At 71.2% G+C, this 24,360-nt stretch carries 21 protein-coding genes and 1 tRNA gene; 11 read left to right on the forward strand and 11 right to left on the reverse strand.

Translation table 11 applies throughout. The annotated features are described in order from the left end of the window. Window positions 1–13 precede the first annotated feature (13 nt). The 3 genes from CFK39_RS09715 to CFK39_RS09725 form a co-directional block, all read right to left on the reverse strand. Window positions 14–727 carry an SWIM zinc finger family protein gene (locus CFK39_RS09715; RefSeq protein ID WP_089065284.1) on the reverse strand — a complete coding sequence of 238 codons (714 nt, stop codon included), beginning with the start codon at window positions 725–727 and terminating at the stop codon, window positions 14–16. Then, window positions 724–3,822: a DEAD/DEAH box helicase gene (locus tag CFK39_RS09720; protein ID WP_089065285.1), complete on the reverse strand. Its 3,099-nt coding sequence runs from the start codon at window positions 3,820–3,822 to the stop codon at window positions 724–726. The genes CFK39_RS09715 and CFK39_RS09720 overlap by 4 nt, the downstream gene beginning before the upstream one ends. Window positions 3,823–3,900: 78 nt before the next feature. Further along, window positions 3,901–5,664, reverse strand: a complete 1,764-nt coding sequence (locus tag CFK39_RS09725) for a MinD/ParA family ATP-binding protein (RefSeq protein ID WP_245822451.1) — start codon at window positions 5,662–5,664, stop codon at window positions 3,901–3,903. Between the two features lie 65 nt (window positions 5,665–5,729). Here CFK39_RS09725 and CFK39_RS09730 point away from each other — a divergent pair, with 65 nt between their 5' ends. Further along, window positions 5,730–6,485, forward strand: a complete 756-nt coding sequence (locus CFK39_RS09730) for a protein phosphatase 2C domain-containing protein (protein WP_089065286.1) — start codon at window positions 5,730–5,732, stop codon at window positions 6,483–6,485. A gap of 663 nt (window positions 6,486–7,148) precedes the next feature. On the opposite strand, the gene CFK39_RS09735 is transcribed toward CFK39_RS09730, so the two are convergent. Further along, window positions 7,149–7,907 carry a winged helix-turn-helix domain-containing protein gene (locus CFK39_RS09735; protein WP_089065287.1) on the reverse strand — a complete coding sequence of 253 codons (759 nt, stop codon included), beginning with the start codon at window positions 7,905–7,907 and terminating at the stop codon, window positions 7,149–7,151. Between the two features lie 370 nt (window positions 7,908–8,277). Continuing rightward, on the reverse strand, window positions 8,278–8,916 hold the full coding sequence (gene upp / locus CFK39_RS09745) for a uracil phosphoribosyltransferase (protein WP_089065289.1): 639 nt from the start codon (window positions 8,914–8,916) through the stop codon (window positions 8,278–8,280). 141 nt (window positions 8,917–9,057) lie between these two features. On the opposite strand from upp, the gene CFK39_RS09750 reads away from it, so the two are divergent. The 7 genes from CFK39_RS09750 to CFK39_RS09780 all read left to right on the forward strand — a co-directional run bounded on the left by CFK39_RS09750 (window position 9,058) and on the right by CFK39_RS09780 (window position 15,526). Continuing rightward, window positions 9,058–9,519, forward strand: a complete 462-nt coding sequence (locus CFK39_RS09750) for a nucleoside deaminase (protein ID WP_089065290.1) — start codon at window positions 9,058–9,060, stop codon at window positions 9,517–9,519. 175 nt (window positions 9,520–9,694) lie between these two features. After that, window positions 9,695–10,501, forward strand: a complete 807-nt coding sequence (locus CFK39_RS09755) for an ABC transporter ATP-binding protein (RefSeq protein ID WP_089065291.1) — start codon at window positions 9,695–9,697, stop codon at window positions 10,499–10,501. Further along, window positions 10,498–11,364 (forward strand): ABC transporter permease, encoded by an 867-nt coding sequence (locus CFK39_RS09760; RefSeq protein ID WP_089065292.1) that lies wholly within the window; start codon window positions 10,498–10,500, stop codon window positions 11,362–11,364. Before CFK39_RS09755 ends, CFK39_RS09760 begins: the two co-directional genes overlap by 4 nt. Before the next feature lie 35 nt (window positions 11,365–11,399). Then, complete coding sequence (locus CFK39_RS09765; RefSeq protein ID WP_089065293.1) at window positions 11,400–12,425, forward strand: ABC transporter substrate-binding protein; 1,026 nt, start codon at window positions 11,400–11,402, stop codon at window positions 12,423–12,425. Between the two features lie 508 nt (window positions 12,426–12,933). Then, on the forward strand, window positions 12,934–13,950 hold the full coding sequence (locus tag CFK39_RS09770; protein ID WP_157697129.1) for a methionine ABC transporter ATP-binding protein: 1,017 nt from the start codon (window positions 12,934–12,936) through the stop codon (window positions 13,948–13,950). After that, entirely contained in the window at window positions 13,947–14,648 is a 702-nt protein-coding gene (locus tag CFK39_RS09775) for a methionine ABC transporter permease (RefSeq protein ID WP_089065295.1), read from the forward strand. Before CFK39_RS09770 ends, CFK39_RS09775 begins: the two co-directional genes overlap by 4 nt. 41 nt (window positions 14,649–14,689) lie before the next feature. Next, window positions 14,690–15,526, forward strand: coding sequence for a MetQ/NlpA family ABC transporter substrate-binding protein (locus tag CFK39_RS09780; RefSeq protein ID WP_089065296.1), 837 nt, complete (start codon window positions 14,690–14,692; stop codon window positions 15,524–15,526). Window positions 15,527–15,613: 87 nt separating this feature from the next. On the opposite strand, the gene CFK39_RS09785 is transcribed toward CFK39_RS09780, so the two are convergent. Together CFK39_RS09785 and CFK39_RS09790 are read right to left on the reverse strand one after the other, a co-directional pair. Then, window positions 15,614–17,725: a S9 family peptidase gene (locus tag CFK39_RS09785; protein ID WP_089065297.1), complete on the reverse strand. Its 2,112-nt coding sequence runs from the start codon at window positions 17,723–17,725 to the stop codon at window positions 15,614–15,616. Continuing rightward, window positions 17,722–19,857: a prolyl oligopeptidase family serine peptidase gene (locus CFK39_RS09790; protein WP_089065298.1), complete on the reverse strand. Its 2,136-nt coding sequence runs from the start codon at window positions 19,855–19,857 to the stop codon at window positions 17,722–17,724. Before CFK39_RS09790 ends, CFK39_RS09785 begins: the two co-directional genes overlap by 4 nt. Before the next feature lie 693 nt (window positions 19,858–20,550). Here CFK39_RS09790 and CFK39_RS09795 point away from each other — a divergent pair. The 3 genes from CFK39_RS09795 to CFK39_RS09805 all read left to right on the forward strand — a co-directional run bounded on the left by CFK39_RS09795 (window position 20,551) and on the right by CFK39_RS09805 (window position 22,341). Next, window positions 20,551–21,237, forward strand: coding sequence for an XRE family transcriptional regulator (locus tag CFK39_RS09795; RefSeq protein ID WP_245823030.1), 687 nt, complete (start codon window positions 20,551–20,553; stop codon window positions 21,235–21,237). Between the two features lie 90 nt (window positions 21,238–21,327). Then, window positions 21,328–22,191, forward strand: coding sequence for a universal stress protein (locus CFK39_RS09800; protein WP_089065299.1), 864 nt, complete (start codon window positions 21,328–21,330; stop codon window positions 22,189–22,191). Window positions 22,192–22,255: 64 nt separating this feature from the next. Then, window positions 22,256–22,341 (forward strand) — tRNA-Ser (locus CFK39_RS09805). Between the two features lie 74 nt (window positions 22,342–22,415). On the opposite strand, the gene CFK39_RS16425 is transcribed toward CFK39_RS09805, so the two are convergent. The 4 genes from CFK39_RS16425 to CFK39_RS09820 all read right to left on the reverse strand — a co-directional run bounded on the left by CFK39_RS16425 (window position 22,416) and on the right by CFK39_RS09820 (window position 24,308). Then, window positions 22,416–22,637 (reverse strand): hypothetical protein, encoded by a 222-nt coding sequence (locus CFK39_RS16425; protein WP_172805627.1) that lies wholly within the window; start codon window positions 22,635–22,637, stop codon window positions 22,416–22,418. Next, window positions 22,541–22,834: a helix-turn-helix domain-containing protein gene (locus CFK39_RS17500; protein WP_089065300.1), complete on the reverse strand. Its 294-nt coding sequence runs from the start codon at window positions 22,832–22,834 to the stop codon at window positions 22,541–22,543. Before CFK39_RS17500 ends, CFK39_RS16425 begins: the two co-directional genes overlap by 97 nt. Window positions 22,835–23,058: 224 nt before the next feature. Then, entirely contained in the window at window positions 23,059–23,340 is a 282-nt protein-coding gene (locus tag CFK39_RS09815; RefSeq protein ID WP_089066381.1) for an HPr family phosphocarrier protein, read from the reverse strand. 116 nt (window positions 23,341–23,456) lie between these two features. Beyond that, window positions 23,457–24,308, reverse strand: a complete 852-nt coding sequence (locus CFK39_RS09820) for a hypothetical protein (protein ID WP_089065301.1) — start codon at window positions 24,306–24,308, stop codon at window positions 23,457–23,459. Between the last annotated feature and the right edge of the window lie 52 nt (window positions 24,309–24,360).

Consider the following 24,360-nt stretch of genomic DNA (forward strand, 5'->3'; position numbering starts at 1 on the left):
GCCTGCGACGGGCTCAGGAGGACCGGGTGAAGAAGCTGTGGATCACTGCGGCGACCTCCTCGCCGACCACCTCGACGAGCCGCGCCGGATCGGTGCGGGCAGGGTCGAAGGCGGTGGGCGGGGCGGGAGCCGCCGCTGGGTCCTCGGTCCCGTCGGCCCCGTCGGCCCCGAGCGGTGCCGGCTCCCGGCTGGAGGGTGCCGCAGGCGCGACCAGGTCCTCCAGCGTGAGCCCGCGCAGGGTCAGCAGCAGCAGCGGGTGGTCATCGACGGCCTCGACCAGCACGTACAGCAATGCGGAGACGTGCCGGCAGGGCCCGGGCCAGTCCAGGCAGGAGCAGTCATGGGACAGCTCGGAGGCGTCCCGCGGCAGCAGCGACACCAGCGATGCGGCCAGCTCCTGCTCGATCTGCTGCGGGTACTCACCGGCGGCCAGGCGTGCCGGCAGCTCCGGATGCGACTGCGCCACCTGGATGAACGCCTGCCGGTCGTCCTCCCGGAAGGCCGGCAGCTCGAGCCGGGCCTGGTACAGCTCGCCGTCCGCGTCCAGCACATCGCCGCGCGCCGCCCCGGCATCGACGTCCAGCCACTGCACCCGTCCGGCGCGGGCGTCGGCCTTGCCCCGACCCACCCGGGCCTGGCCCAGCAGGCGCTCGGCCCCGTCGCGCAGTGCGACCGCATGCCAGCTCGTGCCCACCGCGCCGCGGCGAGAGCGCAGTTCGATGCTCATGAGCCGTCCTCCTCCTCGAGCGAGAGCAGATCCAGCAGCCGGTCGTCGTCCAGCGAGGTCAGCCAGTCCTCGCCGGGGCCGACAGTCAGCTCGGCCAGCGCCTGCTTGTCCTCGAGCACGGTGTCGATCTTCTCCTCGACGGTACCGGCGCTGACCAGCTTGTTCACCATCACGTCGCGACGCTGGCCGATGCGGAAGGCACGGTCGGTGGCCTGGTTCTCCACCGCCGGGTTCCACCAGCGGTCCAGGTGCACCACATGGTTCGCGGCGGTCAGGGTGAGCCCGGTGCCGCCGGCGCGCAGGCTCAGCAGCATCAGCCCGGGCCGGTCCCGGTGCTGCTGGAACTCGGCCACCATCTGGTCGCGGTCGTGCTTGGAGACCCCGCCGTGCAGGAAGGGGACGTCGATCCCGAACTCGGAGAACTTCTCCTGCCAGTAGGGGACAAGCAGGTGCCCGAAGGTGGTGAACTGCGTGAACAGCAGCGCCTTCTGGCCCTCCTCGAAGGCCGTCTGCAGCAGATCATCGACCAGCTCGAGCTTGCCCGAGCGGTGCTCACCGTCGCGCACCAGCGCCGAACCGTCGCCGAGGTAGTGGGCGGGGTGGTTGCACACCTGCTTCAGCCGGGTGATGGCGGAGACCACCAGGGTGCGGCGCTGCGCCTGCTCGGCGCCGTCGATCTGCACCCTCAGCTCGTCCACGATCGCCTCGTACAGCCCCGCCTGCTCGGCGGTCAGGTTCACCACCCGGCTGAGCTCGATCTTCTCCGGCAGGTCCTGGATGATCGCGCGGTCCGTCTTCAGCCGCCGCAGGATGAACGCAGCGGTGACCAGCTTGAGGCGGCTGATCGCCGTGCCGTCGCCCTCCTCCTCGATGGGGGTCGCCACCCGTTCCTGGAAGCTCTTCGCGCTGCCCAGCAGCCCGGGGTTGACCACCTCCATCAGGGAGTGGAGGTCCGCGAGCCGGTTCTCCACCGGAGTACCGGTCAGGGCGAGCCGATGCGGGGCCTGCAGCGCGCGGGCGGCGCGGGTGACCTGGGTGGCGGGAGTCTTCACGTGCTGGGCCTCGTCGAACACCAGCCGATGCCAGGGCACCGCCGAGAGCAGCGCCAGGTCACGGGCCAGCAGCGAATAGGTGGTGATCACCAGGTCCGTCTCTGCGGCGGTGCTCACGAAGGAGGCGTCCCGTCGCCGGGCACCGCCGTGGTGGACGTGCACCCGCAGCTGCGGGGCGAAGGCCGTGGCCTCGCGCTGCCAGGCCCCCACCACCGACATGGGGCACACCAGCAGGGTGGGGCCGACGACATCGGCCGGAGGCTCGCCCTCCTCCGTGCCCACCCCCACGGTGCCCTCTCGCTCCCGGCACAGCAGGGCGAGCACCTGCATCGTCTTGCCGAGCCCCATGTCATCGGCGAGGATCCCGCCCAGGCGCTGGCGGTCCAGGGCCCACAGCCAATCCAGGCCGTCGAGCTGGTAGGGCCGCAGCGTGGCCTGCAGGCTGCGCGGCTGGGGGTGCGGGGCGGGGCCCGCCGCGCCCGGCATCAGGCGGGCCAGGCCGTGGTCGCCGCCCGCGAGCAGGGCCGTGACCCCGAAGTCGACGTCCGCCGCCTCGGGGGAGAGGATCAGCGAGAACATCTCCATCCAGGGCGCCCGGCCCTCGATCTCGGCCGGCACCGGCGCGGGGGCCAGGGGGGCCGGGCCGGGAGCGGCCGACGACGGCGGACGTGTCTCGAGCAGACGGCCGGGGGCGACCGCTCCGCCTGCCGAAGCCTCTGCCTGCCGCAGGTCCTTCCGCTCTCCCCGCGTCCGCGCCCCGAAGGCGTCCAGGAACTTCTCCGCGGCGCGCAGCGTGGAGGCATCCAGCCGCACCCATTGCCCGCGCAGCCGCACCAGCTCGGACTGCGCCTCGCGGATCTCCTCCATCTCCTCCTCGGTGAGCTCCGTCTCGCCCACGGCGACCCGCCAGCGGAAGGAGACCATCGCCCCGAGACCCACGCCGGAGCCCTTCCTCTCGCCGGGCTCCTCCTCGACCTCCTGCGGGCGGACGGAGGTCTTCTGCTTGGTCCAGTCGCGGGGCAGCAGCACGGTCACCCCCGCCTCTTCGAGGGTGGGGGTGTCGTGGGACAGGAAGGCGGAGGCCTCCGCGGTGGTCAGCAGCCAGTCCACCCCGGTCTCGTCCACGGCGGCGCCGCGCACGGTCGGCGCGAGGCGCATCACGGAGGCGGAGGCCTCGGCGGCGCCGGCGGTGGTGAGGTCGCCGACGGCGCGCAGATCGGCCACCGGGTGGACGGTCCCGTCCTTCTCGCGCAGGCAGGTCTGCAAGGGCCAGGCGGTCCCGATCGCCGGCTGGAACAGCCGCACCACCAGCTCGCTGTCCCGCGAGCCGAGGGTCACTGCGGGCCGGCCGGAGTCCACGAGGGCGTCGAAGGCGGCGGTGAGGCGGCGCTGGGTGGGCAGATCCGCGCGCAGCTCGCCCTCATCGGCCAGTGCCCACAGCACTCCGTGAGGGTCCTCGCGCGGCGCTTCGGCGCGGCGCAGGTGCGCGGCGAACGCGCTGCGGGCGTGCCCGTCCACCAGGGCGTGCAGCATCGGTGGCGCGTCCTTCTCGGGGGCGCGCCACTGCATGATCGGCCGCCCGTACCGCTCCGTCGCCCGCGCCCGCAGATGACGCTCCTGGACGAGCGACTGCGCGCGCAGGTCCAGCACCATCGCCGCCACCAGGTCCGGCATCGCGATCAGCTCGTCCTGCAGCCGCGCCGCGGCGCCATCGCTGATCAGCGCGGCCAGATGATCGGGCAGCTGCTCGCCGAAGCGCTCCTCGAGCAGGGCGGTCCCGGCGCCGACCAGGCCGGTGAGCGCGGCACCGGACAGGGGCAGGGCAGGCACTCGGCGATCGCCGTCGCGCCCGGGGATCCGCACCCGGTGCCGCAGCTGATCCGGCGCAGTTGCGAGGGCTTCGGCGATCCGGGCGGGAGCCTCACGGCGCAGTGCGGCGACGTCCTCGAGTGCACGCGAGCGCCCCGGCCCGGTCTGCTCGCGCACCCACAGGGCAGGGCCGAGGTCCTCGTCCAGGACGAGGTGGAGGCGGCGGACGGGCATGGGCTCAGACTAGGCGCCGCGCCCGACGGACGTCGGCGCGCTGTGGACAGATCTGCGGCAGGCGCGGCCCCGAGCAGTTCACAGCCCGTCGATGATCAGTGCCGTCGCGTCGAGCCAGGCCTCCTTGGTCTTCTGGGAGACCCGCTCCCACTCCAGGTGGGAGCCGTCGACGAACTGGTGCTCGTAGGGCACCTCGGTGACCGCGCGGGTATGCGCCCCGAAATGCGCCCGCAGCCGGTCGCGCAGCGTCGAGTCGAGCTTCCCCTTGGAGGAGTGGGACAGGATCGTCACCGCATGATCGACCTGTTCGGCCAGCCCCGTCGCCCGCAGCTCATCGATCATCCAGGCTGCGGCGTTGAAGGTGTCCTCGCGCACGGTGGAGACGATGATCAGCTGGTCCGCGCTCTTGACGGCCGCCAGCCAGTTCGAGGCCCGCACGTTGTTTCCGGTGTCGATCACCTTGATCCGGTAGAAGCGCGAGAGCGCATCGTTGAGCTCACCGAAGGCGGCGGCGTCGATCGAGGCGGCCGATCCCGGATCCTCATCGGAGGCCAGGATGTCGAAGCGCATCCCGCCCTGCGGGCGCACGTACGGGTCGAGATCCGCATTGCTGGCCTCGGGGGAGCGCAGGCGGTCGATGTCGTGCAGCAGGTCCACTGCGGTGCGGGGATGATCGGTGGGGATACCGCGCCATCCGAGCGTGCCCCGGGTCTCGTTGTTGTCCCAGGCCAGCACGTTGCCGCCGCGGGTGACGCCGAGGGTCGCGGCGATCATCAGGGAGGCCGTGGTCTTGTGCGCCCCACCCTTGAGGTTGACGACCGCGATGTTGCGGGGACCGTCCAACGGCCGCCGGATCCGCTCCAGGCGCTCCGTCTCGTTCCGCTCACGACGAGTGGGCCGGGGCGAGATCGCTCCGCGGGTGAGCCGGGTGATGAACCCGGGAACACCGCGCGTGGCCTTGACCCGCGCAGGCTTCGCGGTCGAGGACTGCAGATCCTTGAGGGTGGGACGCGAGCTGTCCGTCTCCGGGGCCGTGCGCGCGGGCAGCGGCCGCTTCGATGTGGCCGGCTGCTCGGCGGGAGCGGCGGGAGCGACCGGAGCGAAGGGTGCAGGCGAGGCCGACGGTGCGGAGGGCGCCGACGAGGCGATGGCCGGTGAGCCTGCGGAGGCAGCTGACGCAGCTGACTGGGCCGAGTGCGCTGATGCGGCAGACTGCGCTGACTGGGCCGAGTGCGTCGACGGGGTCGAGCTGAGAGACCCCGCCGGGCTCTCGGCCGAGGCGGGACCGGTCGAGGGCGGCATCGCGGCGGCCCGGCGCCGCCTCCCGCCGTGCGGGCGCACGGTGGGCAGCTGACCGGTGGCGGGAGAGCCGATCACGGGATGCTCGCCGGTGGCGGGTGAACCGATCGCGACATGCTCGCCGGAGGTGATCGCGGCGTGCTCCCCGGTGCGGGGCCGCAGCGAGGTCCGATCGATCCCGCTGAGGTCGGCGGTGTCGTCCGTGGGCGGGGCGATCAGCGGATCATCGATCTGGGGACCGTGGACCGGCCGCTGGTCCGCCTCGCGGCCGGCGATCCGCCCCGAGGGCTCGACCCGCAGGTGGTGGCGCACGTCCGGTTCGACGATGACCACGTCGAGGTCCTGGTCGGCGGCCTTGGCCGCAGCAATGAAGGCCTGCTTCACGCGGTCCCGGATCTCCGGCAGGTCGGCACCGGAGACCTCGACGGTCTCCTCGGCGAGGTGCACGGTGGCAGTCGTGTCGGAGGTGATCCGCGCCTGCGCGATCATCTGGGTTCCTTCCGCGTCCTGGGTGCCGCGGCGCCCGGAGCGGGCGGGCGGCATGGTTCGGGTCCACTCTACGGGCGCAGCGGCCCCGCCTCCCGCCGGATACTGCCTACAGTGGCGGCGTGCACACCACATTGCTCACCGATCCTGCGATCCCGGGGGCGAACGAGGACGCCGGGGGAGTGCTCGGCTCCGTCGCCGTCGTGCTCGACGGCGCGGGGGTGCCCTCCCGATTCCGGGCCGGCTGCCACCACAGCGTCGCCTGGTTCTCGCACAGCCTGGCAGCGCGACTGCTGGGCCGCGCCCAGGACCCGTCCGTCCCGCTGCGACAGGCGCTGGCCGGCGCGATCGAGGAGGTGCGCTCCCTCCACGAGGGGGAGTGCGCTCTGGACCGCGGCAGCCCCTCGGCCACGGTGGTCGCCTTGCGATGGGGCACCGATCATCTCGAGCACCTGGTGCTGTGCGATGCCGCGCTCCTGCTCGAGGGCACCGACGGGACGGCCATGCGGGTCACCGACCGCAGGCTCGAGGAGGTGATGCGCGCCGAGACCGAGGCTGAGGTGATCGAGGCCCGCCGCAACGCACCCGGCGGATTCTGGGTGGCCCGCCACGAGCCGGAGGCGGCTGAGCAGGCCGTGGTCGGCCGCACTGCACTCTCCGCTCTGCGGGGAGCCCATCTGGTCTCCGACGGCATCACCCGGGCGGTCGATCTCCTGGGGATGCATGACGACTCCTCGCTCGCGCACTCCCTGCGCCAGGACCCGGTCGCTCTGTTGGGGCAGCTGCGGCAGGCGGAGGAGCGACTGCCCACCGGCCGCCGGCCCCGCAAGCTCCACGACGATGCGACAGTGCTCACAATTCACCTGGATGGCTCCTGAGTGGAGTGCGGGAGGACCCCGGGAAGACGGGACGAACCACCCCCTGTACACTCGGACATCTCGGGTGTATCGCCCATCCGGAAACGCCTCCCCGCCTCGCGGTTTGGTGCGCGCATGACGAAGTGTTGAGGCGATCTGCACCGAGTTCCAGATGTCCAGAATTTGCATGCCACCAGCGAAGATACGATGGGCTCCCGCGTTTACAGCACCGCCTCCGAGGCCTAGACTCGGTGCCATGGGGAGGTCGCCGACGGCGTGTGAGGTCGGAGGCGATCAGCGGGACGAACCCCCGGTTCCCCTGGTAGGGTTCCGAATGTCGGAAGACGTTGAAAACTTTATAGATGTGCCGTTCCTCAAGACCCCCCTCCTGGGGAGCGGCCGGACGGGCAACATGTCAGGTTCCCCCACCTTTGGCAGCCCGTCCAGCCTGTTCGCCCGCACCCACCCCTGACGGACGACAGGCATGACGAGCGGTCCGTGAGCCCCCGACACTGTCGGTTGAGTGCTCCGGGCCGCTCGTCGCTTTTTATCGCTCGCAGGCTCGCAATACGTCGATCAGCTGTGCTTGTGGGCTGATCTCCTATCGCTCGCAGGCTCGCAATACGTCGATCAGCTGTGCCTGCGGGCTGGTCTCCTATCGCTCGCAGGCTCGCAAGACGTCGATCAGCCGAGGATCGCGACGTCGCTGCCCGGGTCCAGGCGGTAGCCCGCCCCGCGCACCGTCGAGATCAGGCGGCGGTAGCGGCCCAGCTTGGTGCGGACCCGGCGCACGTGCACATCGACCGTGCGCTCGCCGGTGTCCTCGGGGGCCTCGGCCCAGACCGTCTCCATGAGCTCGAGGCGGGAGATGGTGCGCCGCGCATTGCCAGCCAGCTGCGAGAGCAGCTCGAACTCCTTGAAGGTGAAGTCCACGTCCTGCCCATCGATCCGCACTCGGCGGCCGAACAGGTCGATGACCAGGCTGTCCTCCGGGGCGACGGAAGGGCTCGAGACGCTGACCGCCGTCGCCTGCAGCGCACGGCGCCGAGCGGCCTCCGCATCCCTGCGGGCGGGAGAGTTCGGGGAGACCACGCCGGTGCGACGCGGGCGCAGCGGAGTCACCGCAGGGGTTCCCTGGCCACGGGGAGGCAGCGTGCGGGAGGTGGTGCGGCCGGCAGCGGCGAAGGAGTTCGGGCTGTTCACCGCCACCGTGGTGCGTCCGTTGCGGGCGCCGACCAGGCGCTGCGCCCCGGTGCGCAGCTCATCGGCGACCACGGCGGTCTCGACATCGCCAGTGCCGGCGGGGAGGGTGACCGTCACGGTGATGGTGACGGCGTCGGTCGCGGGCCGCGGACGCGGCGCCGTGCCCCCGACCCGGTACAGCGGGCGCGAGGCGGGACGACGATCGGTGTGGGTGGTGGGGCGATCCAAGGTGATGGTCATGATGCGAGTTCTCCGAGGTGCGGCGCGAGATGCGCGGCTGCTGGTGGACCCGGGATCCCTGGGATCGACGCCCGCAGGCGGATCACTCAGGGGTGTGCTCCCGGTAGCACCTGGAGCCCGCGCCTTCCGGCCGGCTCCTGTCAGCCGACCCTGGAGGTGTCTTGAGCTCTAGAGGCTCGGCTGACGATGCATCATCGGCATCATCATCATGGACATCATCGAGCGCATCGCGGAGCGGACCACCCGGTGGGTGGTCTCGCGGAATGCGGCGCTCGTGGTCATGGCTAAGAGCATGCCCGGTCCCGTCCCGAGGGGCAAGAGGCTGTTCACATGGCGGGACGGGACGGAGGTTGTCGCGTCGAGGAACTGCTCAGTCGACGACGCCGAAGAGGCGATCTCCCGCATCTCCGAGGCCGGGCACGATGTAGCCCCGCTCGTCGAGCTTCTCGTCGATCGCCGCGGTGACGACGGTGAGGTCGATCGCCGGGTCGAGGGCCTCCTCCAGGTTCCGCAGGCCCTCCGGCGCGCACAGCAGCGTCACGCAGGTGATGTCGCGGGCGCCGCGCTCGTGCATGTACTCGCAGGCGGCGATCAGGGTGTGGCCGGTGGCCAGCATCGGGTCCAGCACGAAGCACTGGCGGCCGGAGAGATCCTCCGGCAGACGGTTCGCGTAGGTGCTGACCTCGAGGGTCTCGTCATTGCGCACCATGCCCAGGAAGCCCACCTCGGCGGTGGGCAGCAGGCGCGTGAGGCCATCGAGCATCCCCAGCCCGGCGCGCAGGATCGGCACCACCATCGGCTTGGGGTTGGTCAGGCGGGTGCCGGTCATCGTGGTCACCGGAGTCTCGATCTCCACGGGGGCGACGGCGACGTTGCGGGTGGCCTCGTAGGCCAGCAGGGTCACCAGCTCATCGGCGAGCTGGCGGAACACCGAGGAGTGGGTGGCGCGATTGCGCAGCACCGACAGCTTGTGGGCGACGAGGGGGTGGTCGATCTGGAGTACGCGCATGGGGCGAATCTACCGGAGGGGGAGGCGCCCCGCCCCGGGTTCGGCCGCGGGAGAGCGAGGCCGAGGGGGTTCTCACGCCGAGCCCGGCAGGGACGCTGCCGGGCGGGGGCAGGTGTGCCCGGGGCACGCGACAATAGGGCCATGACCGATGACGAACTGATGGGCCTGGCGATCGAGGAGGCCCGCGCCGCCGCCGACCGCGAGCCGGCCGACGTCCCGATCGGCGCGGTCGTCACGGGCCCGGGCGGCGAGGTGCTCGCCACGGCCGGCAACCGCCGCGAGGCCGATGAGGACCCCACCGCCCACGCCGAGATCCTCGCGCTGCGCCGCGCGGCCGCGGTCACCGGTCGCTGGAACCTCACCGGCTGCACGCTCGTGGTCACCCTCGAGCCGTGCACCATGTGCGCCGGTGCGATCGTCCTGGCCCGCACGCAGCGCCTCGTCGTCGGCGCCATGGACCCCAAGGCCGGGGCCGCCGGATCGCTCTACGACCTGGTGCGCGAGCCGCGGCTGAACCACCGCGTGGAGCTCACCACCGGGGTGCGGGGCCAGGAGTGCGGCGAGCTGCTGCGGAGCTTCTTCCGCGCTCGGCGACGGCGCTGAGCGGGCCGACGATCGGGCGGCCCCGGCAGTCGTCCGTGCGCCGTCCGAACGGCGAGATCATAATTCCGAGATCCGAGACGCTCTCGTACAGTGGGCCGCGATCTTCCCTGTCGACCCCCAGCAGAACACCGCCTCCGCCACGACGACGTCGCCCGGGCGGGGACGAGGAGCCCCGATGGACACCGCCACTCCGCCCCCGGCGACAGATGCGCAGGCGAGCGTCGTCGCCGAGAACGTCTCGAAGGTCTTCTTCTCCGGCCGTGACCCGGTGTGGGCCCTCGAGGACTTCTCCCTGACGCTCGAACCCGGCTCCTTCACCTGCATCGTCGGACCCTCCGGCTGCGGCAAGTCCACCTTCCTGCGGATCCTCGGCGGGCTCGAGGAGCGCACCGTCGGCAAGGTGACCACGACCGGTATCGAGCATCCGGTGCCCGCGGCCTTCATCTTCCAGGAGCACGGGGTCTTCCCCTGGATGACCGTCGAGGACAACGTCGCCTTCGGCCTGCGGATGACCGGGGTCCCCGCCCGCACGCGCCGCGCCGTCGCCCGCGACTGGCTGCAGCGGGTGCGGCTGGACTCCTTCGCCGGCTCCTATCCCCATCAGCTCTCCGGCGGCATGCGGCAGCGGGTGGCGATCGCCCGCGCCTTCGCGACCGGGTCCCCCGTGCTGCTGATGGATGAGCCGCTCGGGGCGCTGGACGCCCAGACCCGCATGCTCATGCAGGAGGAGCTGGTGGCCCTGTGGGAGGCCGAGCGCAAGACGGTCCTGATGGTCACCCACGACATCGACGAGGCGATCCTGCTGGGCGACCGCATCATCGTCATGTCCGGCCGGCCCGGCACCCTGCGCGAGGACATCACCGTCCCCTTCGATCGCCCGCGCTCGGTCGACGTGGAGCGCACCGCCGAGTTCGGGGAGCTGCGCTCACGCATCTGGAACCTGCTGCGCGACGACGTCCGCACCGCCGAGGAGACCGCATGAGCACTCGCCCCCTCGCCGCCGCCCCCACCGAGGCTCCTGGCTCTCCGGATCGGGACCGGCGCACCCTCGAGGCCGCCCGCGCGCACCGGGCCCGGGAGAACCGGCTCCGCACCCGCGATCTCGTGCTGTCGATCACCGCGCCGATCCTGCTGATCGTGCTGTGGGAGCTGAGCGCGAGGGCGCTGATCATCGACCCGCGGTTCTTCCCGCCGCCCACCCATATCGTCGCGGCGGGAGCGGAGATGCTGCGCAGCGGCGAGCTGTGGGAGCACACCGGCCCCACGCTCCTGCGCCTGCTGGTCGGCGGCGGTCTCGGAGCGCTCGCCGGCATCGTGGTGGGTCTGGTGATGGGCTCCTCGCGCGCACTGAACGCGGCGCTCGGCCCGCTGTTCTCGGCGCTCTACCCGCTGCCGAAGATCGCGATCTTCCCGATCCTGCTGATGATCTTCGGCCCCACCGAGCTGCCCAAGATCATCGCCGTGTTCATCACGACGTTCTTCATCATGCAGATCAACACCGTCTCCGGGGTGTGGGCGATCGACCGCAAGCTGCTCGAGGCGGGGACTGCCTACGGCGCGACCGGCTTCTCCCGGTTCCGCTTCGTGGTGCTGCCCGGAGCGATGCCCTTCGTGTTCTCGGGACTGCGCACCGCCACCGGCACCGCCGTGGTCGTGGTCACCGCCGTGGAGTTCACCGGCGCGACCTCCACCGGGCTCGGCTATCTGATCTGGAACTCGTGGCAGCTGTTCATCCCCGAGAAGCTCTACGTGGGCCTGCTGGTGATCGGCATCATCGGCGCCCTCCTCACCACTCTCATCAGCCGCTCCGAGAAGCTGCTGCTGCCCTGGCGCCGAGAGCGCTGAGACCCCCTCCACCCCTGCACACCAAGGAAACCGCCATGCGTCGTCGTACCCTCCTGTCCCTCGCCTCTGCCACCGCGCTCGGTGGGGCCCTCGCCGCCTGCGGCCCTGCCGTCACCGGTGAGGACGCCGATGCCGACGGCGGCTCCGCCTCCGGCACTGTCCGGGTGGGCCACGTGCCCTCCTCCCTCTTCGCCCCGCTGTACGTCGCCGACGCGATGGGCTTCTTCGAGGACGCCGGCATCACCGTCGAGCTCACCCCGCTGAAGTCCGGGCAGGACGGCATCCCGATGCTCGCCAACGACCAGCTCGACGTGATGATCGCGGGCTTCAGCGCCGGGATGTTCAATGCCCTCGACCAGGGACTGGCCTTCAAGGTCGTCGGCTCCATGGGCATCTCCCCGGGCGATCCCGAGAACTCGCCCACCGCCCTCGAGGTCAGCCAGGCGCTGATCGACGACGGCTCCGTCTCCTCCGTCGAGGATCTCGCGGGCCGCACCATCGGCGTCGCCGGGGGCGCCGGCGCGACCGGCGGCTACCTGCTCGCCGCGATGCTCGAGGAGGGCGGCCTGTCCCTGAGCGATGTCGAGATCTCCAACCTCTCCACCCCCGACCAGGAGCCGGCCCTGACCAACGGCTCGATCGACGCGGCGACCCCGTCGGCCCCGTTCTCCACCGCGATGGAGGAGGCCGGCGTCGCCTCCCCGCTCGCCGTCCCGGCGAAGGGGACCACCGGCACCGGTGTGCTCTACTCCGAGACGTTCCTGGGGGCCGAGCTCGCCCAGGCCTTCTTCACCGCGCTCGCGCAGGGCTCCCAGGAGCTCTCCGACGACGGCACGCAGACCGACGAGGTCTACCAGATCCTCGCCGACACCCTCGGTCAGGAGATCGAGGTGCTGAAGTCCGCCCCGATGTACTCCTACCTGCCGGACCTCGCCCCGCAGCCCGAGCAGCTCACGAACATGCAGGCCGTGTGGATCGAGGCGGGGCAGATCACCTACACCGAGCCGATCGATGTGGCCGGGGTGGTCGACGCGAGCTTCGCCGAGGGGGCGAACGCCTGATCGCCGCCCCCGCGCCGTCGACCGACGCGACGGACCGGCAGACCGCGGCGCCCGGAGCGCGTCCGTGGCCTGAGCGGCCGACTCGTCAGCGCGTCCGGTCCTGAGCGGTCGCCCCGAGCGCGCACCCGGGGCCGAGCGGCCCGGTCGGTGTGCGTCCACTGGCGCTGTGCGTGCAGACAGGCCCGTATAGGCCGGAGCATGCGCGTATACCGCCAGTGGATGCACTGACGGCCCCGCGAAGCGCCCGGACAGCCCGGTGGATGCCCCGATGGCCCCGTGGATGCACCCGACGGCCCGGTGGGGTGCCCCGGCGGCACGGCGGAGCAGCGCGCACTGCGCCACGGGCGAGCGATGCAGAGGCGCTGACGGCGGTGCCGAGGGCTCCGCTCCGTCGGCGCGACCCCTCGAAGTGACCCCCTGCACACCCGGAACCGCAGGTCTGTGAGGTTTGTTGCGGCAGATGAACCAATCCTCCGGACCGGGTGCTCGGCGATGCTTGAATCCTCTGGTGATCACTCTCGACCGCCTCACGAAGGTCTTCCCCGCACCCGGCGGAGGAGACCCTGTCGTCGCGCTCGACGGGATCGACCTCCACCTCGAGCCGGGCCGCGTGCACGGCATCGTCGGCCGCTCCGGCGCCGGGAAGTCCACCCTCATCCGCTGCCTGACCGGGCTGGAGAAGCCCACCACCGGGCGCGTCGAGGTGGACGGCACCGACATCGCAGCCCTGGACGGCGCCGCCCTGCGCGCCGCCCGTCGCAACATCGGCATGGTCTTCCAGCACGCGAATCTGCTGGATTCCCGCACCGCCGCCCAGAACATCGCCCACCCGCTCGAGATCGCGGGCGTCCCCCGCGCCCGTCGCCAGCAGCGGGTGGCCGAGCTGGTGGAGCTGGTGGGGCTCACCGGGCGCGAGCACAACCATCCCGCCCAGCTCTCCGGGGGGCAGATCCAGCGCGTCGGCATCGCCCGCGGGCTGGCCGCGGAGCCGAAGGTGCTGCTGTGCGATGAACCGACCAGCGCGCTGGACGGCTCCACCACCCGCCAGATCCTGCGGCTGATCGCCGACCTGCGCGAGCGCCTCGGCATCACGGTCGTGATCATCACCCACGAGATGGGCGTGGTGCGCGAGGTCTGCGACACCGTCACTCTGCTGCAGGACGGCCGGATCACCCAGACCGGTGATCTGCTGGACGTCGCCGCGGACCCGCACGGCCCGCTGAGCGCCGAGCTGATCCCGCTGCCCCCGGTCCCCACCGGCATCAACGCGCTCATCGTCAACTGCGACTACGGCAACTCCGCACGCTTCCGCACCACCGATGACCTGATCCGCCTGGCCGAGACCTACGAGGCCGAGGCGACGCTCGTCGCCGGCACCATCGAGACCATCGGTGGGCGCCAGGTGGGCCGCGTGCAGCTCGCCCTGCGCAACCGCTCCGACCAGCCCATCTCCCGAGAGGGCCTGACCGCCTTCCTCACCGAGCTCGAGGCGGCCGGAGTGGTCGCGACGGAGGTGACCGCATGATCGAGACCCTGCAGGAATGGCTGTCGAACCCGCTGCTGGTGCGCTGGGACGGCGGGCCCTGGCAGGCCACGCTCGTCACCCTCTACATGACCGCCGTGACCATGGCGCTCACCGTGCTGCTGGGCCTGCCGCTGGGCGTGGCACTGTTCGAGACCGACGACTCCGCCTCCCCGCTGGTGCGGAAGATCAACCAGGTCACCGGGTTCGTGGTCAATGTGCTGCGCTCCTTCCCCTTCTTCATCCTGATCATCGCGCTGATCCCGATCACCTCGGCGATCACCGGCCGCTCCACCGGCCCCAACGCGGCGATGATCGCGCTGACCATCGCAGCGGTGCCCTTCGCCGCCCGGCTGTTCGAGCTGAACCTGCGGGAGATCCCCGCCGGGAAGATCGAGGCGGTGCGGATGATGGGCGCGAGCCGCTGGCAGGTGATCCGCCAGGTGCTGATCCCCGAGGCGCTGCCCGGCCTGATCGGCTCGATCACCACCACGACGATCGCCGTGATCGGCTACACCGCCATGGCCGGCTCCGTGAACTCCGGCGGGCTGGGCCAGCTGGCCTACAACCGCGGCTACACCGGCTACCAGACCGAGATCATCGTCGTCACCGTCATCCTGCTGATCGCCATTGTGATCCTCGTGCAGCTGATCGGGGACCGACTCTCCCGCGCGGTCGACCACCGCGCCCGCACCGCCTGAACCCTCCACCGCCTGAACCCCTCACCTCGAAGGAACCACTGATGAGCACCGTCTCCCGCCGCACCCTGTTCGCCTCCGGCGCCGGCCTCGCCGCCCTCACCCTCGCCGCCTGCGGTGGGGACGAGGCGCCGCTCGCCGAGGAAGGTGGGGTCACCACCATCCGCATCGCCGCGACCCCGCTGCCGCACATGCAGATCCTCACCTTCATCAAGGACAACCTCGCCGCCGACGCCGGTCTCGAGCTCGACCTGCAGGAGCAGACCGAGTACCCGATCCCGAACCGTCTGCTCAGCGAGGGGGAGGTCGATGCGAACTACTTCCAGCACCTGCCCTACCTCGAGACCGAGGTGGCGGAGAACGGCTACGAGCTGACCGCCTTCGAGGGCGTGCACATCGAGCCGCTGGGCATCTTCTCGGAGTCCCTCAACAGCCTCGACGAGATCGAGGAGGGTGCCGCAGTCGGCGTCCCGAACGATCCCACCAACCGCGGCCGGGCGCTCGCGCTGCTCGCCGCCGAGGGCCTGCTGGCGCTGCGGGACGGCATCGAGCCCACCGAGGCCACGATCGACGACATCGCCGAGAACCCGCAGCACCTCGATTTCCAGGAGATCGACGCGGCGCTGCTGCCCCGCACCCTGAGCGACTACGCGATCGCCGTGATCAACGGCAACTACGCCCTCGAGGCGGATCTCAGCCCCGCCGAGGACGCGCTCGCCCTCGAGACCGGCGAGGACAACCCTTACGCGAACATGCTCGTGGTCCGCACCGAGGACAAGGACAACGCGGCCCTGGTGGCCCTCGATGAGCTGCTGCACTCCGAGGACGTCCGCAGCTTCATCGAGGAGACCTACTCCGGCGCGGTGATCCCCGCCTTCTGAGCAGCCCGCCCGGACCGGCTCCCGCCAACCGGGCGGCAGGCCGGCCGCCGCGGGGCGGCTCCGGCGGGCCGGCCGGCTCAGACCAGCTCAGGCCAGCTCGGTCGCCCCGAGCTGGTCCAGCAGCCAAGCCAGCTCATCCGCGCGCTGCTCCCACTTGCGGTAGCGGCCCGAGCGTCCGCCGTGCCCGGCGACCATCTCGCAGCGGAACAGGATCGGCCGCTCGACCTGGTCGGAGGTGACCGTCTCGCGCAGGCGGGCGACCCACTTCGCCGGCTCGTTGAAGAACACGCGGGTGTCGTTCAGCGAGGTGGAGGCGAAGATCGCCGGGTACTCCACGGCCGTGATGTTCTCGTACGGGGTGTATCCGCGCATGTACTCGTAGACCGCCGGATCGTGCAGCGGGTCGCCCCACTCCTCCCACTCGCCGACGGTCAGCGGCAGGCTCGGATCCAGGATCGTGGTCAGCGCGTCCACGAACGGCACCCCGGCGATGATCGCCCGGAACCGCTCCGGGGCGAGGTTCGCGATGCCGCCCATCAGCAGCCCACCCGCACTGCGCCCCTCCGCGGAGAGCCGGTCCGCGGCGACCTGGCCGGAGTCCGTCAGGTGCGCCGCGGCGGCCACGAAGTCGCTGAAGGAGTTCTTCTTCTCCAGCAGCTTGCCGTGCTCGTACCAGTTGCGGCCCATCTCCCCGCCGCCGCGCACATGTGCGATCGCGATCACCACGCCGCGGTCCAGCAGCGACAGCCGGGTGGGCACGAACGACGGATCGATCGACATCTCGTAGGAGCCGTAGCCGTACAGGTAGCCCGGCGCGGTGCCATCGGCCGGGACGTCGCGCCGTGCGACCACGCTCAGCGGGATGGCGGTGCCGTCGGCCGCGGTAGCCCATTCGCGCCGCTCGACGTAGAGCGAGGGATCGAAGTGCGGCACCGGGGTGACGCGCAGGATCTCGGTGGCTCCGGAGGCGACCTCACGCTCGGCGATGGTGGGCGGGGTGAGCATGCTGGTGAGCTGGTAGCGCACCGTGGTCTGGTCCCAGTTGGGGTTGGCGTCGATCTCGACGGTGTCCAGCTCGCCGCCGTGGCTGATATCCGAGGCCTGCTCGATCAGCAGCGTCCCGTCAGCCGCCCGCGGGATCAGCCGCACGCTCGCCAGCCCGCCGCTGCGCAGCTCGAGCGCGACGAAGCCGGCGAAGGCCTCGATCGAGAGCAGCCGTTCGCCCTCGGCCGCGGCCAGCAGCTCCTCCCGGCGCTCCGGCGACTCCAGCGCCGCCTGCGCCAGTGCGAAGCCGCGATGGCCGTCGTTGTGCACGATCAGCAGGCGGTCCCCGGCATGCTCGACCGTGTAGTCCACGCCCTCGCGGCGCCCGCCCGCAGGGACAGGGGTCGAGGTCGGCCGCGCGAGGTCCAGCAGCCACGCCTCGGTAGTGGAGGTCGAGCCCGCCTGGATCACCAGGGTCGAGCCGTCGCGGGAGCGGTCGAAGCCGATCATGAACCGCTCATCGGGCTCCTCGATGACCAGCATGTCCTCGCCGGCCGGGCCGCCGATGCGGTGCCGCCAGATCTGGTGCTGGCGCCAGGCGTCGTCGACCCGGGCGTAGAACAGCCACTGCTGGTCGGTGGAGAAGGCGAGTCCGTAGCCGGCGCCGGTCACCGCCTCGTCCAGGACCTCCCCGGAGGCGATGTCCGTGATGCGCAGGGTGAAGCGCTCATCGCCCGCGGTGTCCACCGCGGTGGCGAGGAGGGTGTGGTCCGGGGAGGGGGCGAGCCCGCCGAGGGAGTAGAACTCGGCGCCTGCGGCCTCGGCCTGCGCGTCCAGCAGCACATGCTCACCCTCGAGCATCACGCCCGGTTCGACCTGCGGCATCGTGCCGGTGTCAGCGACGCGGGTGAACTTCGGGTAGTCGTCCCCGGCGGTGGTGCGGGTGATGTACCACCAGTCGCCGCGACGCACCGGCACGCTGAGATCGGTCTCCTGCGTGTGCCCGATGAACTCCTGGACCAACGTGGCCCGGAGCTGCTCGAGATGTGCGGTGCGGGCGTCGGCGTAGGCGTTCTCCGCCTCGAGGTGGGCGATCACCTCGGGGTCGGTCTTGTCGCGCATCCACTCGAACGGGTCGACCACGGTGTCGCCGTGGAAGACCCGCTCGGTGGGGCGGTGCGCAGGGGTCGGGGCAGCGGAGAGCTCGTCGGTCATTCCCCGAGGGTAACTGCGCCCAGCTGCTCGAGGAGCCAGGCGACGCCCTCCACCCAGGGATCGCCGGCGGAGCCCAGCGTGGGGGTCGTACGCAGCAGGATCGGACGCTCCTCGAGATCCGAGGTGACCCGGGCACGCAGCTGCGCCACCCAGATCGCCGCACAGGCAGGGGGCACATCCGTGCCTTCGAGCGCGGTCCAGGTGAAGACCGCAGGATATTCAGCATCCCGGATGTTCTCCGCGGGGCTGTACCCGCGCTGGCTGCGGTAGGTCGCCTCATCGGCCGCGGGGTCACCCCATTCGGCCCATTCCTCGAGGGTGAGCATCACGTTGGGGTCCAGGAGGGTCTCCAGCGGATCCACCAGCGGCATGCCCGCGAGGATCGCGCGGAACCGGTCCGGGGCGAGGTTCATCGTCCCCGCGACCAGCAACGCTCCGGCGCCGTCGCCGAAGGCGCCGATCCTGTCCGCGGCGGCCCATCCGGTGTCCACGAGATGGTCGGCGCAGGCCAGGAAATCGGCGAAAGAGTTCGGCTTCCGCACCCCGCGTCCCTGCAGGTGCCAGTTCGGGCCCATCTCGCCGCCGCCGCGCACATGCGCGATGGCGAGCACGACCCCGCGATCGGCGACCGCTCGCAGCTCGGGACGCAGCTTCGGTTCGTTCGAGACGCCGAAGGCCCCGTGGCCGTAGAGCAGCGCGGGGGCGGTGCCGTCGCGCGGCGTGTCCCGCCGGGCGAGCAGCGAGATCGGCACCCGGGTGCCGTCGGCCGAGGTCGCCCACAGCCGACGCTCCACGTACTGCGCGGGATCGAATCCGGTGCTGTCCTCGCGGAGCAGCTCGATGCTCTCCCCGGTGTCCAGGTCGTGCTCCAGGAGCATGCCGGAGTTGAGGAAGCTGTCCAGACGGTAGCGGATCCGTCGGGTGCCCCAGGCCGGGACGGGCTCGAGGCGCACCGAGTCGAGCCCCCCGCCACGACCCACGGTGTGCGCCGCCTGCGTGTCCAGGGAGCCGTCCGCCCGACGAGGGATGAGCCGCAGCTGCGGGACGCCGTCGCCTCGCAGCTGGAGGGCGATGACGTGGGCGAAGGCCTCCACGGATTCGAAGTGCTCGCCGTCCTCGGCGGTGAGCAGAGCCGACATGGCCGGCAGGCCGCCGGTCGTGTCCAGCGGGGTCTCGCTGAGCACGGTCCGCTGAGCGGCGCCGTCCTCATGGATCACCAGCAGCCGATCCCCGGCGTGCTCCAGGAGCGCGGGTCGCGCGCCGATGAGCCGCCCGGTCACCGGCCGCAGCGTTATCTCGGCGGCGCGGAGGTCGGCGAGCCAGACCTCGCCTCCCTGCGGGGAGAGGGAGCGGACCATCAGCGCAGAGCCGTCCCGGGAGCGGGAGAGCTCCAGCTGCGCCCAGTGGTCGGATTCCTCGAGCAGGAGGAGGTCGTCCTCCGCGGGGGTGCCCAGGCGGTGACTGCGGACCTGGTGGCGGCGGCCGAGGTCATCGAGCCGGGTATGCAGCAGGGACCGGGAATCGGCGGAGAAGACGAGATCGGGTCCGGCTCCGCCGACGGTGCTGTCGACGACCTCGCCGGTGTCGGCGTCGGTGACGATCAGCTGGCATCCGCCGAGCGATGCCTCGGCGCGGGCGAGCAGCCGATGGTCGGCGGAGACCGCGAAGCTGATCATCGACAGGCAGTCGGCCACCAGGATCTCCTCGCCGTCCAGGAGCCGGCCGGGGATGATCTGCGGGATCCCGGCCGGTCCGCGCAGCCCGTCCCGGTCGCGGACCCGGGACAGGGTGGCGGTGCCGTCGGGCTCGAATCGGTCGATGTACCACCAGCCGTCGAGGAGCACGGGCGCGGACAGCTCGAGCGGCGACTGCGGGTCGTCGACAGCGGCATGCAGCGCATCGCGCAGCGGTGCGAGATGCGCGGTCCGTGCATCGGTGTGCGCGTTCTCCGCAGCGAAGTGCTCGCTCACCTCGGTCGAGCGGGTATCGCGCAACCAGCGGTACGGGACCGGGACCGTGTCCCCGAACAGGCTCCGTTCGGCATGGCGGGGAGCAGGCCGGGGGGCGGAGCGGAGGGCTCCTTCGGCGGCTCCTCGGAGCGAGCTCGTCGAGGAGACGGTGTGCTGAGACATGGGTGCAGCTTTCCTCTCGTGGTGGCCGATGCGGGATGCGATGGGTTCCGCAGTGGTCCTGTGTCGTGCCGGGCGGGCCGGGGGATGTCTGCCGCTCGGGAACTGGAGCTGCGTCGGCGTCATCGCCGACCGCTGTGCGTCACAGATCGACCGGGGTGGTGCAACGGGGACTGGCGGGAAATGACGGGAACTGAAAGAACTCGGGGAACGGGGTGGGACAGCGGCAGGGGATGACGCAGGGGTGCCGTCCTGGGACGGTCACATCGAGCAGATGGCCTCCAAATCCTCTCGCCTCCAACCTCACGTGTGAGATCTGCCATACAGGCTACTGTTGGCTTTTCAGAGGTATGGCAGAAATAGTGAACGGCAGTGCGGACCGTCGGGATCGGTCGATGGTCCGGTGGCCGGGAGCAGGAGTGCAGAGCCGATGGCAGCAGGTGAGGACGAGAAATTCGCGGGCGAGCTGCGCAGGGCCATCGAGCAGAGCGGCCTGACCCTGACGGCGATCTCCCAGCGTCTGCGGACCCGTCAACGGCCGGTCAGCGTCGCCACGCTGAGCAATTGGCAGTCGGGGCGGAGCCTGCCGGGGGGAGAGCAGTCGCTCGGCGTCGTCGCGGCGATCGAGGAGCTGCTGGGGAGGCCGCCGGAGTCGCTTGCGGAGCTGGTGGGGGCCCCCGGCTGCGGGGGCGGGCGGTGCGCACGACGAGCTTCCTCGGTCATCGCTCCCAGAAAGAGGTGTTCAGTGAGGCGCTCCAGGCGCTCGGCTTCACCTCTGCGGTGACGTACGCCCATGAACGGGTGTTCCATCAGCTCGCCACCATCGACTCCTCCAGAAACGTGCAGCAGTTCGAATTCCGACTGCTCGTGCGGGCTCTCGAATCAGGGGACTGCCGTCTGCCCGCGGTGTACGTGCTGGATCCCACGGAGCCGAACATCGCGCCGCGCTTCACCCCTCTCGAGGGGTGCTCGATCGGCCGACGGGTGATCTGGCCCGAACGTCGTGCCTATGGCGTCGAGCTGGTGGTGGACGGACACCTTGATGCCGGCCAGGTCGCGGCCTTCGCCTATCGGGTCGAGCTGACCGCCCGGGCCACAGACATGTCGGCGGTGGTGTACAGCCTCCCGCGGCGGGCCAATGACGTGCTGCTCGAGGTCGAGTTCCGTGGGGGCCTGCGACCCATGGAGTGCGAACGGTACCAGCGCACCGATTCGGGGGAGTCGACCTCCGCAGTGCGTCTGGACCGGCGGGACCGGCTCCAGGTCAGCGAGGCCCGTTTCGGGCCCGGGACGCTGGGGCTGCGCTGGGAGTGGGAGAACGACTGCGACGACGAGTACGACGATGACGAGGACGACCACCGCGCCGCAGCCGGCGTGGGGTGACGCGGCCGAGGTGCTCCTCGGGGTCCTCGCCGAGGAGTGGGACCGCGGCGTATCCTGGGGATCTGTGCCCGGCCGTACGGGGAGGTGTGGATGATGGGCTTCACCGGTCAGAACATCGTGGTGGGCTATGACGACACCACCGCGGCGATGGCGGCTGTCCGCTGGGCGGCGGACCTCGCCCGCAGCACGGGATCCAGGCTGCATCTCGTCCATGCCTGGACCTGGCCGCTGCTCGGCCAGGGCGTGACCGGGATCCCGGTGCTCGATCCGACGGGCCCGCGCAATCAGGCGATGCGGCTCCTCGATGACGCCGCCGAGCGGGTCGCGGCCCGGTTCCCCGAGGTGGAGGTCACGGCGGAGCTGCTCACAGGGATGCCGCGGGAGGCGCTGGAGGAGATCTCCGACCGCACGGACCTGCTGGTCGTCGGCACCCGCGGGCTCGGCGCCGTGATGGGGGCGCTGCTGGGATCCGTGAGCCGGGGCATCCTCCACGACGCCGGCTGTCCCGTCGCGGTGATCCGCTCGGACCAGCATCGAGCAGGGCCGGTGCTCGCGGCGTACGACGGCTCCGAGGCCGCCGGCGAGGCGGTCGAGGAGGCGGCGGATCTCGCTGCAGCCTGGGGAGCAGTGCTGCGCGTGATCCACGTGCAGGCGGGATCGGAGGGCTCCGCCGCGGGCGGGGCAGTAAAGCAGAGAGACGACAGCCGCACCTGCGGGGTGCTCGAGGAGGGCCTCGCCCGGGCGGTCGCCCGGCATGCGGGGCTTGAGGTCGAGACGAAGCTGGTCGCGGACCGCACCGTCGCCGAGGGGCTGCTGGACGCGGCGACGGGGGCGCGCCTGCTGGTGATCGGCCATCGCGGCCGCAGCCGGAGCCCCTTCGGCTCGACCGCGCAGGCGGCCGTCCTCCACGCCACGGGGAACGTGGCGGTGGTCCGGCCGGCATCTCGTGAGTGATGTGACTCGCGTCGACGGTCGACGAGTTTGAACGCGCGAGGCCGCGGCGGTTAAGCTGTTCGACGGTAGCGTGTCCGAGCGGCCGAAGGTGCATCACTCGAAATGATGTGTGGTTCATAGCCACCGCGGGTTCAAATCCCGCCGCTACCGCTCTGTGGTGTCTCAGGACATCGTTCGCGGATGTCTTGGGACATCGTTCGCGAGGAGAAGGCCCCGGTGAGTGTTCACCGGGGTCTTTTTCGTTGTGGTTGGTACCCGCGGTCGGGGTCGATGGTGTGTTCGGCGAGTAGTTCTCCGGTGGCGAGGTCGATGACCATCGTGTCGGGACCCTCGCGGATGACGCGGACTCTCAGTCCGGCGTGGGCGCGGCCGATGCCGAGGTGGCGCATCGTGCCGGCGTAGCGCAGGGACACTTTGCCGTGGGTGTCGACTCTGTCGGTGCGCACGGAGTAGTCCCTCTGGCGGGTTCCTCCCACGGAGGCCTTCGGCGTGAGTCGGGGTCGAGGGCCTCGACGCCACCTTTGCGGTAGCGGGCCACGAGGATCTGTACCCAGCGCGGGGAGACGTGGAACTTCTGTGCGGCTTCGCTGGTGCTCATGCCCGCCTCGATGACGCTGAGCACTATCGCTGTGTTCTTCGACATGCTCCATCGTGCGAATGATGACGCGAGACACCAGCCCTCTACTACGGCCGATCATGACGACGCCGAGGTGCGAACGATGACGCGAGACAGGGGCGAACTATGTCTTGAGATCACACACCGCCGCTACCGCTCCTGACCTGGAGAGATACCAGGACCACGAAGGCCCCCACCGGATCGGTGGGGGCCTTCGCGCATGGAGCGGGCCGAGATTCCCGGCACCGGGTTCAGCTGTCCTGGAACTCCTCGTCGAGGTTCCTCTCCAGCAGCGCGGCGAGCAGCGCGAGGGAGTCCTCGGCGCCGTCGCCCTCGGCGCGCAGCGTCACCTCGTCGCCGTGGCCCACGTCCAGGGTCAGCAGCAGCAGGATGCTGGAGGCCTTCACCGGGCCCGACTCCGTCGTCTCGATCGTCACGGCGACGGGCTGCTCGCTGGCCGCCTGGGAGAAGATCGCGGCAGGGCGGGCATGGAGCCCGCTGAGGCTCGCGACCCTCACGGTACGTGCTGGCATCTCGATCGCCTTTCTCGACGTGGTCCCCACAGGGTATCCGCGCATGGGCAGTGGTGGACACCGGCCCGGCACCGGGGGACCCGCTGCTCCCGGCCGATGTCGCTCACCAGCAGGCGTCAGCGGAACCCCCCGACCACGCCGGGGGAGTCGTACCCGGACATCCCCGGCGCCATCGCCCGGGCGCTGCGGGAGCCGACAGCCGCCCGCCCCTGGTCGGTCAGCTCGAACCAGGCGATCATGTCCGGGCCCGGAGTGCGCCCGCCGATCGCCGTCCAGGTGGTGCCGATGTGCTCGATGACCTCCGCCAGCGGCAGGTCCCAGGCGGTGAACCGGCAGGCGGTCACGAACCCGGCACGGACTTCGCCGCGTGCGAGCAGCCGTGCCAGCAGCAGCGGCCCGCGCCGCTCGAACTCCGCATCGTCCAGCGCCCCTGCGTTCGCGAGCACGGTCACGACATGCCCCGGATGCAGCCACTGCTCCCGCCCCAGGGCCAGCAGGCGCTCCTCGATGCCGCTGCGGGAGGAGGCGGCGTGCTCGGCCAGTGCTTCCGGGGTCGCGTACAGCGGTGCTCCGGGCGGACGGTCGCTGACCTCTCCCTCCGCGTCGACCTGCAGCAGGGCGCCGCGGGGACCCTCCAGACGCCAGCGCGGGACGGTGCTAAGCCGCAGCGGCCCCCGCCCGCTGCCCAGGGTGAGGGTGAGGAGGCCGTCGAGCATCTCGGCGTGATGGATCGCTGCACCGACCACGCGCGGATCGCGCAGCCCGACGGCGGTCGCCCGATCCGAGGTGATCGACGGGTCCTCCAGCTCCTGGATCCGGGAGTTCAGCACCCATCCGCGCGCGGTCACGGTCCAGGTGCCGCGCGAGGCGACCCGGGTGTGGACGATGGTCTGTCCCGCGAGACCAGCGAGCAGTGGGTGGCCCTGCGGGCGGCCGCGGCCGGAAACTCCGGACAGAAGAGAAGCCATAACCCCATCGTGCCGCACCCGGCCGTGAACGGTCCGGGCTTCGCGGGAGCTG

Source organism: Brachybacterium avium, assembly GCF_002216795.1.
GTDB lineage: Bacteria > Actinomycetota > Actinomycetes > Actinomycetales > Dermabacteraceae > Brachybacterium > Brachybacterium avium.

What these genes read in the sequence shown, in the direction of transcription:
- CFK39_RS09800 (WP_089065299.1), top strand. Translation starts at nt 21,328, where the DNA reads ATGATGGGCTTCACCGGTCAGAACATCGTGGTGGGCTATGACGACACC.
- CFK39_RS09760 (WP_089065292.1), top strand. Translation starts at nt 10,498, where the DNA reads ATGAGCACTCGCCCCCTCGCCGCCGCCCCCACCGAGGCTCCTGGCTCT.
- CFK39_RS09735 (WP_089065287.1), bottom strand. Translation starts at nt 7,907, where the DNA reads ATGACCATCACCTTGGATCGCCCCACCACCCACACCGATCGTCGTCCC.
- CFK39_RS09775 (WP_089065295.1), top strand. Translation starts at nt 13,947, where the DNA reads ATGATCGAGACCCTGCAGGAATGGCTGTCGAACCCGCTGCTGGTGCGC.
- CFK39_RS09725 (WP_245822451.1), bottom strand. Translation starts at nt 5,664, where the DNA reads ATGCCGCCCGCCCGCTCCGGGCGCCGCGGCACCCAGGACGCGGAAGGA.
- CFK39_RS17500 (WP_089065300.1), bottom strand. Translation starts at nt 22,834, where the DNA reads ATGTCGAAGAACACAGCGATAGTGCTCAGCGTCATCGAGGCGGGCATG.
- CFK39_RS09755 (WP_089065291.1), top strand. Translation starts at nt 9,695, where the DNA reads ATGGACACCGCCACTCCGCCCCCGGCGACAGATGCGCAGGCGAGCGTC.
- CFK39_RS09785 (WP_089065297.1), bottom strand. Translation starts at nt 17,725, where the DNA reads ATGACCGACGAGCTCTCCGCTGCCCCGACCCCTGCGCACCGCCCCACC.
- CFK39_RS09715 (WP_089065284.1), bottom strand. Translation starts at nt 727, where the DNA reads ATGAGCATCGAACTGCGCTCTCGCCGCGGCGCGGTGGGCACGAGCTGG.
- CFK39_RS09750 (WP_089065290.1), top strand. Translation starts at nt 9,058, where the DNA reads ATGACCGATGACGAACTGATGGGCCTGGCGATCGAGGAGGCCCGCGCC.
- CFK39_RS09720 (WP_089065285.1), bottom strand. Translation starts at nt 3,822, where the DNA reads ATGCCCGTCCGCCGCCTCCACCTCGTCCTGGACGAGGACCTCGGCCCT.
- CFK39_RS09820 (WP_089065301.1), bottom strand. Translation starts at nt 24,308, where the DNA reads ATGGCTTCTCTTCTGTCCGGAGTTTCCGGCCGCGGCCGCCCGCAGGGC.
- CFK39_RS09815 (WP_089066381.1), bottom strand. Translation starts at nt 23,340, where the DNA reads ATGCCAGCACGTACCGTGAGGGTCGCGAGCCTCAGCGGGCTCCATGCC.
- CFK39_RS09765 (WP_089065293.1), top strand. Translation starts at nt 11,400, where the DNA reads ATGCGTCGTCGTACCCTCCTGTCCCTCGCCTCTGCCACCGCGCTCGGT.
- CFK39_RS09790 (WP_089065298.1), bottom strand. Translation starts at nt 19,857, where the DNA reads ATGTCTCAGCACACCGTCTCCTCGACGAGCTCGCTCCGAGGAGCCGCC.
- upp (WP_089065289.1), bottom strand. Translation starts at nt 8,916, where the DNA reads ATGCGCGTACTCCAGATCGACCACCCCCTCGTCGCCCACAAGCTGTCG.
- CFK39_RS09780 (WP_089065296.1), top strand. Translation starts at nt 14,690, where the DNA reads ATGAGCACCGTCTCCCGCCGCACCCTGTTCGCCTCCGGCGCCGGCCTC.